Below are 13,597 nucleotides of genomic sequence, written 5' to 3'. Positions count from 1 at the left end.
CGAAGGCGCGGCTAAGGCACGGACGTTCAGGTTGTGCCGCCACGTGCGGCAATAAGGTCAAGCATGATGCCGGCGCGCGTTGCGATGCCATTGGGGGACTGGGTGTCGGCGGCGATGTCGCCAAACCACTGCGCGGCCTTGGCCAGATCGCCAGCCTTGAACGCGGCGGTTCCCAGTGCTTCACGGGCCGAGTGGCGGGCCGGGTTGCCCGGAACTGCCAATTGCTCGACTTCAGCGGAAACATCAGCGTAGCTGCCGTGATCGACCAGCAGGTAGGCAGCCCGCAGCCGTGCCGCGTCGCGGATCGCCTGGGGCTGCGAGGAATCCTTGGCAACCGATGAAAACGCTGAAATTGCCGCCGCCGTGTCGCCCTTGTCGGCAAGCACGGTGGCCGCACGCATCTGTGCCAGCACCGGATAGGCGCCGTAACCGCTCTTTTCGATTTCCTGGAAGCCGGCAAGGGCTGCATCGGCATTGCCGTCGCGCGCCTGTTCGAGCGCCGCCAGAAACGCATCGCCGGATTCTGCCGCCGTGGTTTCTTTCCAGTGTTCCCAGCCACGCAGGCCTGCGGTAATCGCCACGATGGCAACCGCGGCGCCGACGATGACGAACCGGAAGCGCTTCCACAGCGCTTTCATGAGATCCGAGCGCAGGTCGTCATTGACCTCGCGGATGAATGTTGAATTGTCGTCGCTCATTGCGTCACCGGCACGTGCCGGTCCTCTCAAAGTCTTGCCGCTCGCGGCGTTCCGTGTGGCCTTCTAACCGATTTTGCAGCATCTGTAAGGGGGGCTGTGACGAAAGCTAGGCGGCCCGCACCCGCTCAGGTCAGTTTATCACGATTGGCGACACGCCAATCAGCCATCTGTGCAACCAGACCAGAAACACCACATAGAACACGAGACCGCCAATAACGGCGATGATGTCCCACTTCACCGGCCCGGCGACGGGGTTGCTGCTGATGCCTGCCCGCAGCCGCTTCTTCTCGGAAATCCGGTCGATAACTGCCCAGGCGAGAAAGCCGCCAAACAGCAGCACCGAGGCAAGATCGCCATTGACCAGCAAATGCGCGAACGCCCAGATCTTGACGGCGAGCAAGGTCGGATGCTTGACGGCTGCCTTGATGCGGCCGGCTGGCAATTGTGCTGCAACCAGCAGGATCATGACGAAGACCATCAGCAGCGCCACCACATGGCTCATCCACGAGGGCGCCGTCCAGAACACGATCGGGTCCTGCCGGGCCACCGAAAAGCCCCAGACAAGAACCACAAACCCGACAATCGAGGCCAGCGAATAGATGCCCTTCCAGGCATTGAGCCCACGCGCATCGATTTGAGCCTGGCGGAATGCCGGGGCGACGATGCGAACCGAATGAATGCCCAAGAACAACACCAGTCCGACAATTAGCCAGATCATCTCTTCATCTCCCCTATCGCGCGGCAGCTTGTGCAGGGCGCGTTTGCGCGCGACCATAGCCTGAGCACTCAAGTTTTAGAAGCGGGGGTTATCAAGCAATTGAATCATGCCTCTGCCTGGTTCAGAGTGGCGGGATGGAACCTGATCTGGAGGCCGCTCGGAAGCGGCTGGCTGAAAAGAAGGCCGAACTGGAAACGATATCGGCCATGACCGAACAAGCGCGCGCGCCGGTGATGCTTGACCAGCAGTCGGTTGGCCGACTGTCGCGCATGGATGCCATGCAGCAGCAGGAAATGGCGGCAGCCCAGGAGCGTATCCGCAAACGCGACATGATGCGCATCGAAATGGCCGAGCGACGGCTTGGCGACGGTGATTACGGCTGGTGCGTCGAGTGTGGCGAGGTGATTCCCGACAAGCGGTTGGCGATCGACCCGATGGCCGAAAAATGCGTTCACTGCGCCTCCGGCTGAAACGCCACGCGCTCGCCTGAATGCGCAACGGCAGGTTCATAACGCTGCCGCAATTGCCGGGCACTCAACCGGGTCTCGTTCCTGATCACGCGTTATCCCGGGTCCTCTCACACAATGAACTCCCCTGCGAACTCCCTTGCCCCCTCGACATTGCCATTTCGGCACCAGCTGGCTGCAGGCTGCGCAATCATCGCCGGTCTGGCGGCAACGATTGCCGCAACACTGCCCTCGGTTGCCTCGGGGGCTGGTTCGAGCAAATTGCCGGATCAGCTGGTGATCATCTCGTTTGATGGCGCACATGACAACAGACTGTGGGACCGCAGCCTGAAGCTTGCGGCACGCAGCGGTGCGCGGTTTACCTATTTTCTGTCCTGCACCTTCCTGACCGAGAAAGCCGAGGCCAGACGCTACAAGGCTCCGGGTCATACCGCCGGCCGGTCCAATGTCGGCTTTGCCAAGGATCGGGCCGAGGTACTGACGCGGCTTGACCACGTCTGGACCGCCTATCGGGCCGGCCACGAGATCGGCAGCCACGGTTGCGGCCATTTTGACGGCAAGGGCTGGAGCGAGGCACAATGGCAATCCGAATTTAACCAGTTCGACGATGCGCTGTTGAATGCCTGGGCCAACAATGGCGGCAAAACCCCTGCCGGTTGGAACAGCTTCGCCAAATCCGCCATCAAGGGGTTTCGCGCACCCTATCTGTCGACGGGCAAGGAAATGTTCGCGGCGCTTGAAAAGCACGGCTTTACCTATGATGCCAGCAGCGTATCACGGGGGCCGGCGATGCCGGATTTCAGCCACCTTACCGCCCGCTTCGCGCTGCCGCTGATTGCCGAGGGGCCGAAAGACCGGCGGATCATCGCGATGGACTATAATCTGTTTGCCCGGCACTCCGACGCGATCGAGACGCCGGCGAAATCCGCCGAATTTGAAGAACGGGCGCTGAGCGCTTTCCGGACTGCCTTCGCAGCGGAGTATTCGGGCCAACGCAAGCCACTGCAACTGGGATTTCATTTCGTCGAAATGAACGGCGGCGCCTATTGGCGTGCACTCGAACGCTTTGCTGGTGAGACCTGCGGACGGCCGGGCGTTGCCTGCGTGACCTACCAGGAAGCGATACGGCGGCTCAGAGCAGAAGACGGATCGGCGAGTTAGGAAGCCACCCACCCCGTCGGAACAACCCGTTTATTTCGGATCGTCAATTGTCTGCACCGCATCCGGCCCGCCAGCACCAGGGGCAGGGTCGGGGAGCGATTGGGCAAACCCGTCGCCCTGGCTGGAGAGGTAGTTCATTTCAAGTTCGGAAAGCTCCTGACCTTTGAATACGGCTTCAAAGGCGTGCAGACGTTTGTAGATCGATATCAGCTCGACAATCGTGGTCCAGGAACTGACCAGAAACTGGAACGAGCTGGAAACCTGACCGAAAGCGGTGAGGATCTGCTGCCAGATGCCAAGCGTGATTTTGCCCGCTACAATGGTGGGCACCAGAAGGACACTCACATAGATGTTGTCGGCCTGGAAATAGAGACTGCGTGCAACATTGAAATACATGTAGTGGAAATAGAGCCGGAAATAATTCTTCCGGACATTGTTGAACAGCTCGACCACGGTGGCCGGTTGGGCGCGGTCCGCATTGTCTTCGCCATAGACCAGTTCCTTGCGGTAGGCAGCCTCGACGCGCTGGTTCTTGAACTCGAGCCCCGGCAGCTTGACCCCGACAATGGCCAGCAATCCGGTACCGAAGGCCGCCCAGAACAGCAGTGCGGTGAACAGGGCGTGCGGAATTTCACCGACCAGCGGCAGCTCCGTCACGTATTGCGATAAACCCCACAGAACCGGCAGAAACGCCACCAGTGTCATGATCGCATCTACAAAGGCCACGCCGAGGCCTTCCATGATCGAGGCGAAGCGCATGGTGTCTTCCTGCACACGCTGGGACGCACCTTCGATGTGGCGAACACGGGTCCAGCGCTCCATGTAGAAATCATTCATCGCCGTGCGCCAGCGGAAGACATAATGGCTGACGAAAAAGCGGGTAATGACATAGACGCCAAGCGAGACAAAGGCGATCTGGGCAAAGATCAGAAGCAGGCCATAGAGATCGCCAGCACTCACCGAACCGTCCCCGGTCAATGCCTGCTGGAACTGATCGAAAAACGGACGGCGCCAATTGTTGATGGCGACAGAGACCTGCACGCCAAAATAGGTGCTGAAGAGAATGAAGATCGAACCGAGGATCGACCAGAGCTGCCATTTGTGAGGTGAAAAGTTAAACCAGAAAACCGTGAAGATCAGCGACCAGACGGTGTAAAAGATATAAAACCAGAGAAATGACGGGGTATAGAAATAATACAGCCCGACAATTGGTTCACCTTCTGTCGCAGGCAAGTCGAAGCCAAGTGCTGCGCCGATGGAATCGCCCACCGTGTACCAGATGAAGATGCCCAGACCTGCCCAAAACAACATTGACGAGAAAAAGAGTTTTGGTCTGGGGAAAAATGATTCAAACACTGGGCGGATCCTGGAAATGGTCCTGGCGGGCAGAACATGATTCGTCGTGAGTCGTGGATTTACCTAAAACACTGCGAACAGCACGGCAATTGCGCCGTTCAGCAATCACGGCATTGTGCTAAAAAAATGGCCCGCCCCAGGGAGATGGGGCGGGCCGGATTTTGCTGGTCAATGAACAGAGCTACTTGCCCTTGAGCATTCGGTGCTCTTCCATCAAACCCTTGTAGGTAGACCAGATCATCAGCAACAGCAGTGCTGCGAACGGCACCCCTGTGGCCACCGCTGCAGCCTGCAGCGCGCCGAGCCCACCGCCAATCAGCAGCACGATGGCAACAATGCCCTCGAACGTGGCCCAGAACACCCGTTGCGCCACCGGTGCATCAACCTTGCCGCCAGCAGTAATCGTGTCGATGACGAGCGAACCCGAATCCGACGAGGTGACGAAGAACACGATCACCAGCACGATGCCGATAAAGGAAGCAATCTGCGTGATCGGGTAGCTCTTGAGCATCTCGAACAGCATCACTTCCTGAACCGAATTCTTGACCACTTCGTTGCCGTGGGTGATCACCTGATCGATCGCGGCACCGCCGAAGGTCGACATCCAGACGATGCTGACGGCTGTCGGCACCAGGATCACGCAGGTGACGAATTCACGCACGGTACGGCCGCGCGAAACACGGGCAATGAACATGCCGACAAATGGCGACCAGGAAATCCACCAGGCCCAGTAGAATGCAGTCCAGCCGTGCATGAAGTTGGTGTCTTCACGCCCAAACGGGTTGGACAGCGGAATGATTTCCTTGACGTAGGCCACGGTGTTTTCGAACACGCCGGTGATAATCACCAGCGTCGGACCAGCGATCATCACGAAGGCTAGCAGGATGAAGGCGAGGATCATGTTGATCTCGGACAGGCGCTTGACGCCGGCGTCGAGTCCAGCAACCACGGAGCAGAGTGCCACGGCGGTAACCAGCAGGATCAGAACGATCTTGGATGTACCGGTGATCTCGATCCCGAACAGGAAATTGAGACCGGCGATGGCTTGTTCCGCGCCGAAACCGAGCGACGTGGCAAGACCGAACAGCGTGGCGAATACCGCCAGCGTGTCGATCACATGCCCGGGCCAACCCCAGACCTTTTCACCCAGCAATGGATAGAATGCCGAACGCAGGGTTAGCGGAAGCCCACGATTGTAGGAGAAAAACGACAGAGCCAGTGCCACAACGGCATAGATCGCCCAAGGGTGCAGACCCCAGTGGAAGATGGTGGCCGCCATGGCATTGAGCCGAGAGGCTTCAGCATCGCCAACCGCACCGGCAAGCGGCGCCCAGTCGGTGCGCACCCCGTTTTCAACGACGGCGCCGCCAAACGAGCTTGCATAATGGGACAGCGGTTCGGAAACACCGAAGAACATCAGGCCGATGCCCATGCCAGCTGCAAACAGCATCGCAAACCAACCCATGTAGGTGTAGTCCGGGGCCGCATCGACGCCGCCGAGGCGGATATTGCCCAGCGGCGTGACAATCAGCGCGAGGCTGAACAGCACGAAAATATTGCCGGCCATCAGCAAAGGCCAGTCAAACAAATCGGTCAGTGCCGGGCGCAACCAGCTGAAGAAAGCGGTGGATGATTCGCCGAACATGAGCGTCAGAATGACGAAGCCCACGATAATGATGGCGGAAACAAAGAACACGGGATTGTGGACATCCAGGCCCATGACCTGAATGTTATCCTGGCCAGCTTCGAACTCCGAGCTCGGCTCCAGGTTAGTTGTATCGGTATCTGACAATGTTATCCCCCCTTTGGTAACGCGGCTGGGCAGCCGCTGTTAACGCGAGCCAAACAACCTTTGGGTGGTCCGCTCGCGTGTTTGCCATTTAATCAGTCATCGCTGGGGATGTTTCAGCGACCGACCGGCATCGAATGCCCCATATGCGTCATTTTGACTTATTAGACCACAGTCGAATGCGAAAATTCAGCCCCGGTAGGGAACTGGCTTGCGAAACAGCAGCACAATCGTCCCCGAGATCAACAATCCGGCGGCGGCGGCGAGGCTGGCCCAGGTGTAGGTTCCCGACCAATCTGCCAGGTACCCGGCAACGACCGGGCCGAGAATCTGGCCCACGCCAAAGGCTGCGGTCATCATCGCCAGGGCACGGCGCGGGCTTTCTCCGACCAATTGGCGGCCTACCTGCAGGCCGAAGGCGGTGACCATGATGAAGGTGCCGCCCAGCAGCACACCGCCGATAATCGGCCCTACCGGCAGCGGCAGCAACACGCTGGCGGCTACCCCCAGCGCCTCGACCACGCAGCCAATTGTAAACACGTGGATCAGCCCCAGACGCCTTACCACCGGCATCCAGTAGGCAACCGACGGGGCTGCGGCGAGGCCGGTAAACAACCAGACGCTGGCTTCAAACAACGACGATCCACCGCCATCGCGAACGATCGCCACCAGGAAGGTCGCGGTGACAATGTAGCCAAATCCGAAGATGCCATAGGCCAGCGTCAGCGCAATCAGCGGCGCGGTCCAGACCAGTTGCGGCTCCTTTTTGGCCGGGCCGCTGCGCACCACGTCGGACGGCAGGTAGCGAGTAACAACCGCGATTCCGACACAGGCCAGCAACGCTGCCAGGACCCAGGCCATGCGCCAGCCGCCCTGCCCGAGAATGATCAAGCCGAACATCAACGCCGAAGCGGTGATGCCGACGCCGACGCCGCCAAAATGGCTCGACTGCACCCAGGACTTGCCCGCCGCAAGCCCGTGCGAAAGCACGATGGCCGAGGTGAAGACCATCACGAAGGCACTTGCAATTCCGGCAAGAAACCGGATCAGAGACATTACCAACACGTCGCTCGACAGCCCCATGGCCAGCAGCAGCAAGGCGGTGGCGATCAGCCCGAAGAGGGCTACCTTACGCTCGATGCCTTCGGCCCAACCCCATGCGGCGAGAATTGCGCCCACCAGATAACCGGCATAATTGGCCGAAGCGATCCATCCGGCTTCGGTCGGGCTGAGGCCAAGGCCGGCCATCATGGCCGGCAGAACCGGTGTGTAGAAAAAACGACCAAGGCCCATTGCCACTGCCATGGCGATCGATCCGGCAACAGCCGTTGCCAGTATCTGTCGGTCATGGCCAGAGCCGGTGGCGAAAATTTCAGATTGAGACATGGAGGACGAATGCGCCGAGCGGTTGTTGCAACAGATTTTCTCAATGGACCCGATAATTAATTGAGACAACCCGCAGCCGCCACGGCATCACCGTAAAATTCCGCCAGTTGACCGAAACTTGATTGGAACTGTAGCAATGAGTTCTTACGTTTGCAGTGCAGCAACCAAAATGCGTTGCAACATTTTTGAAAGGACCACTCCCATGAAAACCGTGATCATTACCGGATCCACCAGCGGTATCGGCCTTGGCATCGCTGAAAATTTCGCCCAGGCGGGCTATAATGTGGTTCTCAACGGGTTGGGCAAGGATGCGGAAATAGAGGCTACCCGCATGCGTCTGGCGTCGCTCGGGGGCGGTGACGTGATCTTTCATGGCGCCAATATGCTCAATCCAGATGAAATTGCCGATCTGGTGCACACGGCGGAAAAGAAATTCGGCTCGGTCGAGGTGATCGTCCCAAATGCCGGGATTCAGCATGTCGAGAAGATCGAGGATTTCCCGATCGGCAAATGGGACGCGATCATCGCCATCAACCTGTCATCCGCTTTCCATCTGATCCGGGCCGCGATGCCGGGGATGAAGAAGCAGAAATTCGGCCGCATCATCGCCATCGCCTCGGCCCATGGCCTGGTCGCCTCGCCCTACAAGAGCGCCTATGTCGCGGCCAAGCATGGCATTGTCGGCCTGGTCAAGACGGTGGCGCTGGAAGGCGCGGAGTTCGGCGTAACCGCCAATGCGATCTGCCCCGGCTATGTCGAAACGCCGCTGGTTTCGGGCCAGATCGCCGACACCGCCAAGGCGCGCGACATGAGCGAAGAAGACGTCGTCAACGAGGTGATTCTCAAGGCGCAGCCGACCAAGCAATTCGTCAAGGTCGCCCAGATCGCCGCGTTTGCAGCCTATCTGGCCTCTGACCAGACAGCGCAGATCACCGGCGCAGCGCTGCCGATGGATGGCGGATGGACCGCGCAATGACCCGCGCCAAGGCAACGGCTGGCAGCGGGCAGATGGTCAACCTGGCACTGCAGGGCGGAGGCGCGCATGGCGCCTTTGCCTGGGGGGTGATCGACCGGTTGCTCGACGAGACCGATATCGGGTTCGAAGGCCTGTCGGGAACCAGCGCCGGCGCGGTCAACGCGGTGGTGCTGGCCCATGGCCTGATGTCCGGCGGACGCAAGGGTGGTCAGGCCGCGCTCGAGGATTTCTGGCGCAAATCGAGCCGGTCCGGGTCTGTCTGGTCGCCGCTACAGGCATTCCCCGATGCCACCGTGCCGGGGATGGAATTGCTCAATGCCGCAAGCTTTGCCGCTTTCGATACGCTGACACGGACATTCTCGCCCTATGAGTTCAACCCGTTCGACATCAATCCGATGCGCGACCTTCTGGTCGACAGCATCGATTTCGATGGTTTGCGCGAATGCGCCGAGACAAAACTGTTTTTGAGCGCCACCAATGTGCGCAGCGGCCGGGTGCGGGTTTTCAAGACCAATGAAGTCAGCGTCGACGTGGTAATGGCGTCGGCCTGCCTGCCATTCCTGTTCAAGGCGGTGGAGATTGATGGCGAGCATTTCTGGGACGGCGGCTACATGGGCAACCCGGCGCTGTTTCCTTTCTTCTACGAATGCGAAAGCCGCGATGTGATGATCGTTCATATCAACCCGATGGAACGCCACGAATTGCCGACTACCGCGCCGGAAATCCTCAACCGGATCAATGAAATCTCGTTCAATTCATCGCTGATCGACGAGATGCGGGCAATCAATTTCGTCACCCGGCTGATCGAGCAGGACTGGCTCAAGGATGAGCACAAGGACAAGATGCGGCATATCTTGGTGCATTCGATCCGCTCGGATGAGGCGATGGAGGATCTTCCGGTTTCGTCCAAATTCGATGTTCGATGGTCGTTCCTGACCAAGCTCAGGGACCGCGGCCGGGTGGAGGCCGAGAACTGGCTGAAAACCAATCGAGACGCCATCGGCAATAATTCCACCGTCAACTTCGAAAGTCAGTATCTTGGATTGCCCGGCGCCATTCACCCGCTGGACGCGGAACCGAAGGTTGATTGACCGGCTTTGCCTGAAACTGTTGCATGCGTATGGCGGTCTTTCCCAAGGTGACTGGCTGGGTTAGGTTTTGTCCAGTTGATCTAAAATTTTACGAGGCGACATGGCCCAGTCCCACCGCACATCCATCCGATTCATTCTCAACGAGCAGACCGTGGAACTCTCCGGTTTTGCCCCGGACCTGACGTTGCTTGACTGGCTTCGGCTCGAGCGACGTCTGACCGGAACCAAGGAAGGCTGCGCGGAAGGCGATTGCGGCGCCTGCACGGTTCTGGTCGGGCGGATCGAAAACGGGGTGCTGGTCTATGAAAGCGTCAATGCCTGCATCCGCTTTGTCGGCTCGCTCGATGCCACCCATGTAGTAACAGTCGAACACCTCAACCGGCCCGATGGCGCGCTCAGCGCCGTGCAGCAGGCGATGGTGGACAATCATGGTTCGCAATGCGGCTTCTGCACGCCGGGCATCGTTGCCTCGCTGCACGGGTTGTGGCTCTCCGATCCGGAACCGACCGACGCGGACATCGAACGTGCACTGCAGGGCAATCTGTGCCGCTGCACCGGCTATGAACCCATCGTCAAGGCGGCGCAGGCTGCTGCGAGGACCATTCCGACTGCCGACAATGACCGGCTGGTGGCCGCCCATGACGCCACCATCGCCACGCTCCACGAGATGGCCGACGGCGCCCGGGTGACCATCGAACACAAGTCGGGTACGACCCTGATCCCCGGCGATGTCGACGATCTGGCCGAACTTTACGAAGCTCACCCGAACGCCACCATCGTCGCCGGCTCGACCGATGTCGGGCTTTGGGTGACCAAGCACATGCGCGATATTTCGCCGGTCATCCACATCAGCCATCTCGACGGCCTCAGGCAGATGTCGATCGAGGAAACCGGCGTCACGCTCGGGGCTGGCGTGTCCTACTCCTCGGCGCGGATGGCGCTGCTGGCGCTGTTTCCGCAGCTGGAAGAACTCTGGGACCGGATTGGCGGCGAGCAGGTCCGCAACATGGGCACGGTCGGCGGCAACATCGCCAATGGTTCGCCGATCGGTGATACGCCGCCGCCGCTTATTGCGCTCAACGCCACGGTGACCTTGCGCAAGGGCAAAAACCGCCGGACTGTGCCGCTTGAAGCCTTCTTCATCGAGTACGGCAAGCAGGACCGGCAGCCCGGCGAGTTTGTCGAAAGCGTGTTTGTGCCGGCGCTTGAAGACGGAGCATTTTTCTCGGTCTACAAGATTTCCAAGCGCCGCGATGAGGACATTTCGGCCCTGTGCGGAGCGTTTTTCGTGGCCCTCGATGACGAAGGACTGGTGGCCTCCGCGCGGATCGCCTTTGGTGGCATGGCCGGCACGCCCAAGCGAGCGGCAAAAGCGGAAGCCGCGCTGATCGGCCAAGCCTGGTCATGGGAAACCATTCAGACCGCGCGCACCGCGCTTGCGCAAGACTACCAGCCGCTCAGTGACTGGCGGGCAAGCGCCGATTACCGGATGCTTTCGGCGCAAAACCTGATGATCCGCTTCTTTCTTGAAACCTGTGGGGCGCCGGTTCGCATCCAACGCCACCCGACCATGGAGGAGGCTTGATCATGGGCGCTCACACACCACGCAGCAAAACCGAAATTACCGGCGGTACCCATGTCGCGCGACAGCATGATTCAGCCCACAAGCATGTCACCGGCAGCGCCGACTATATTGACGACATGCCCGAACCGGCCGGCACTTTGCACGCCTATCTGGGCCTGACCGACCGGGCACATGCGCGCATCACCGCGCTTGATCTCGACGCCGTGCGCGCTGCCGAAGGCGTGGTCGCGGTGCTGACCGGCGCCGACGTGCCCGGCGTCAACGATATATCTCCGACCGGACGGGACGACGAACCGGTGCTGGCGACCGACACGGTGCTGTTTCACGGCCAGCCGGTGTTTGCCGTCATTGCCGAGACTCGAGACCTCGCACGCCGCGCCGCCAAACGGGCGGTGATCAGTTATGAAGATCTGCCGCACATTACCGATGTGCGGGCGGCGATAGAGGCCAATTATCCGCTTGTCACCGACCCATTGAAGCTTGAGCGCGGCGATATCGCCGCCGGCCTCAGCGCCGCACCACGACGGCTGCAGGGAGAGATGCGGATTGGCGGCCAGGACCATTTCTATCTCGAGGGTCATATCGCCATGGCGATCCCGGGCGAGGATGACGAAGTCACTGTCTGGTCCTCGACCCAGCACCCGAGCGAAGTTCAGCATATGGTGGCGCACGCGCTTGGCACGGTGTCGAACGCGGTGACCGTGCAGATCCGGCGCATGGGCGGCGGCTTCGGCGGCAAGGAAACCCAGGCCAACCAGTTTGCGGCGATTGCGGCGATTGCTGCCAAGAAACTCAACCGCGCCGTCAAGATCCGGCCGGATCGCGACGACGACATGATCATCACCGGCAAACGCCATGATTTCGTTGTCGATTACGATGTCGGCTTTGACGACAGCGGCAAGATCCACGCACTCGACGCCACATTCGCGGCGCGCTGCGGCTTCTCCTCAGACCTTTCGGGGGCGGTGACCGACCGGGCCCTGTTTCATGCCGACAATTGCTACTATTTCGAAGACGTGCGGCTGACCTCCAAGCCGATGATGACCAACACCGTCTCCAACACCGCTTTCCGCGGCTTTGGCGGGCCACAGGGGATGCTCGGCGGCGAGCGCGTGATCGAGGAAGTGGCCTATGCGCTGGGCCGCGATCCGCTCGAAATCCGCAAGGCCAATTTCTATGGCGGACCGGGCCGTGATCTCACGCCCTATCACCAGACGGTGGAAGACAACATCATCGAAAGGGTGGTCGACGAGCTCGAAACCTCTTCTGATTATCAGGCTCGCCGGGCAGAAATCATCGACTTCAATGAAAACAGCCCGGTGATCCGGCGCGGCATCGCGCTGACGCCGGTCAAATTCGGGATTTCGTTTACCGCCACCTGGTTCAACCAGGCCGGTGCGCTAGTGCATGTCTACCAGGATGGATCGATCCACCTCAATCATGGTGGCACCGAAATGGGCCAGGGGCTCAACACCAAGGTGGCTCAGGTGCTGGCCGACGAGTTCCAGGTCGATCTCGACACCATCCGCATTACCGCCACCACCACCGGCAAGGTGCCCAACACCTCGGCCACGGCAGCTTCGTCGGGCACCGACCTCAACGGCATGGCGGTTGCCAATGCGGCGCAGCAGATCAAGACACGACTGGTGGCGTTCGCGGCGGAAAAATTCAACATTCCCGAAGACCAAGTGGAATTCGAACCCAACCATGTGCGGGTGGGCAACGAGTTGATGCCATTTGGCGATTTCATCAAGCTCGCTTATCAGGAACGGGTCCAGCTTTCGGCAGCCGGGTTTTACAAGACACCGGACATTCACTGGGACCGCGCCGCCGGCAAGGGCCGACCGTTTTACTATTTTGCCTACGGCGCTGCCGTCTCCGAAGTCTCGATCGACACGCTGACCGGCGAATACCAGGTCGACCGGGTCGATGTGCTGCACGACACCGGACGCTCGCTCAACCCGGCTCTCGACATCGGCCAGATCGAAGGTGCCTTCGTGCAGGGTATGGGCTGGCTGACCACGGAAGAATTGTGGTGGGACGACAAAGGCCGGCTTCGGACCCATGCGCCGTCAACCTACAAGATCCCGTTGGCTTCGGACCGGCCGAAGATCTTCAACGTCAAGCTGGCGGACTGGGCCGAAAACCGCGAGCCGACTGTGCGCCGGTCCAAGGCTGTCGGCGAACCCCCCTTCATGCTGCCGATCTCGGTGCTCGAAGCACTCGGCATGGCCGTGGCTTCGATCGCCGATTACAAGGTCTCACCGCGACTTGACGCCCCGGCCACACCGGAGCGGGTGCTGATGGCGGTGGAGCGGCTCAAGGCGATGGCCGACGAACAGCCGGCCGAGAACAGCGAAAGCTGATCGA

11 protein-coding genes are annotated in these 13,597 nt (G+C 60.0%); 6 read left to right on the top strand and 5 right to left on the bottom strand.

The features are described from left to right. Positions 1–26 precede the first annotated feature (26 nt). Entirely contained in the window at positions 27–698 is a 672-nt protein-coding gene (locus OEG84_RS22880) for a tetratricopeptide repeat protein (RefSeq protein ID WP_267655905.1), read from the bottom strand. Positions 699–828: 130 nt separating this feature from the next. Then, on the bottom strand, positions 829–1,488 hold the full coding sequence (locus tag OEG84_RS22875; RefSeq protein ID WP_324288244.1) for an NnrU family protein: 660 nt from the start codon (positions 1,486–1,488) through the stop codon (positions 829–831). A 62-nt stretch (positions 1,489–1,550) separates the two neighbouring features. Between OEG84_RS22875 and OEG84_RS22870 the strand changes: the two genes are divergently transcribed. Then, entirely contained in the window at positions 1,551–1,886 is a 336-nt protein-coding gene (locus tag OEG84_RS22870; RefSeq protein WP_267655904.1) for a TraR/DksA family transcriptional regulator, read from the top strand. Positions 1,887–2,036: 150 nt separating this feature from the next. Continuing rightward, entirely contained in the window at positions 2,037–3,044 is a 1,008-nt protein-coding gene (locus OEG84_RS22865; RefSeq protein ID WP_267655903.1) for a polysaccharide deacetylase family protein, read from the top strand. 30 nt (positions 3,045–3,074) lie between these two features. On the opposite strand, the gene sbmA is transcribed toward OEG84_RS22865, so the two are convergent. The 3 genes from sbmA to OEG84_RS22850 form a co-directional block, all read right to left on the bottom strand. Then, a complete protein-coding gene (sbmA, locus tag OEG84_RS22860) occupies positions 3,075–4,400 on the bottom strand; it encodes a peptide antibiotic transporter SbmA (RefSeq protein ID WP_267655902.1) in 1,326 nt (441 codons plus the stop codon). A 181-nt stretch (positions 4,401–4,581) separates the two neighbouring features. Beyond that, positions 4,582–6,120, bottom strand: a complete 1,539-nt coding sequence (locus OEG84_RS22855; protein WP_324288243.1) for a BCCT family transporter — start codon at positions 6,118–6,120, stop codon at positions 4,582–4,584. A gap of 258 nt (positions 6,121–6,378) precedes the next feature. Continuing rightward, positions 6,379–7,575 (bottom strand): YbfB/YjiJ family MFS transporter, encoded by a 1,197-nt coding sequence (locus OEG84_RS22850; RefSeq protein ID WP_267655900.1) that lies wholly within the window; start codon positions 7,573–7,575, stop codon positions 6,379–6,381. A gap of 202 nt (positions 7,576–7,777) precedes the next feature. Here OEG84_RS22850 and OEG84_RS22845 point away from each other — a divergent pair, with 202 nt between their 5' ends. The 4 genes from OEG84_RS22845 to xdhB all read left to right on the top strand — a co-directional run bounded on the left by OEG84_RS22845 (position 7,778) and on the right by xdhB (position 13,593). Next, on the top strand, positions 7,778–8,551 hold the full coding sequence (locus OEG84_RS22845; RefSeq protein ID WP_267655899.1) for a 3-hydroxybutyrate dehydrogenase: 774 nt from the start codon (positions 7,778–7,780) through the stop codon (positions 8,549–8,551). Further along, positions 8,536–9,642 (top strand): patatin-like phospholipase family protein, encoded by a 1,107-nt coding sequence (locus OEG84_RS22840; protein WP_267655898.1) that lies wholly within the window; start codon positions 8,536–8,538, stop codon positions 9,640–9,642. Before OEG84_RS22845 ends, OEG84_RS22840 begins: the two co-directional genes overlap by 16 nt. Positions 9,643–9,742: 100 nt before the next feature. After that, positions 9,743–11,227, top strand: coding sequence for a xanthine dehydrogenase small subunit (xdhA, locus tag OEG84_RS22835; protein WP_267655897.1), 1,485 nt, complete (start codon positions 9,743–9,745; stop codon positions 11,225–11,227). A gap of 2 nt (positions 11,228–11,229) precedes the next feature. Then, the gene (xdhB, locus tag OEG84_RS22830) at positions 11,230–13,593 is read left to right on the top strand and encodes a xanthine dehydrogenase molybdopterin binding subunit (protein ID WP_267655896.1); all 2,364 of its coding nucleotides are present in this window, start codon (positions 11,230–11,232) and stop codon (positions 13,591–13,593) included. Positions 13,594–13,597: the final 4 nt, after the last annotated feature.

The sequence above is a fragment of the Hoeflea algicola genome, from assembly GCF_026619415.1.
GTDB lineage: Bacteria > Pseudomonadota > Alphaproteobacteria > Rhizobiales > Rhizobiaceae > Hoeflea > Hoeflea algicola.
This window is presented reverse-complemented; position numbering and strand designations above follow the sequence as displayed.

What these genes read in the sequence shown, in the direction of transcription:
- xdhA (WP_267655897.1), top strand. Translation starts at nt 9,743, where the DNA reads ATGGCCCAGTCCCACCGCACATCCATCCGATTCATTCTCAACGAGCAG.
- xdhB (WP_267655896.1), top strand. Translation starts at nt 11,230, where the DNA reads ATGGGCGCTCACACACCACGCAGCAAAACCGAAATTACCGGCGGTACC.
- OEG84_RS22850 (WP_267655900.1), bottom strand. Translation starts at nt 7,575, where the DNA reads ATGTCTCAATCTGAAATTTTCGCCACCGGCTCTGGCCATGACCGACAG.
- OEG84_RS22840 (WP_267655898.1), top strand. Translation starts at nt 8,536, where the DNA reads ATGGACCGCGCAATGACCCGCGCCAAGGCAACGGCTGGCAGCGGGCAG.
- OEG84_RS22870 (WP_267655904.1), top strand. Translation starts at nt 1,551, where the DNA reads ATGGAACCTGATCTGGAGGCCGCTCGGAAGCGGCTGGCTGAAAAGAAG.
- OEG84_RS22880 (WP_267655905.1), bottom strand. Translation starts at nt 698, where the DNA reads ATGAGCGACGACAATTCAACATTCATCCGCGAGGTCAATGACGACCTG.
- OEG84_RS22845 (WP_267655899.1), top strand. Translation starts at nt 7,778, where the DNA reads ATGAAAACCGTGATCATTACCGGATCCACCAGCGGTATCGGCCTTGGC.
- OEG84_RS22855 (WP_324288243.1), bottom strand. Translation starts at nt 6,120, where the DNA reads ATGGGCCTGGATGTCCACAATCCCGTGTTCTTTGTTTCCGCCATCATT.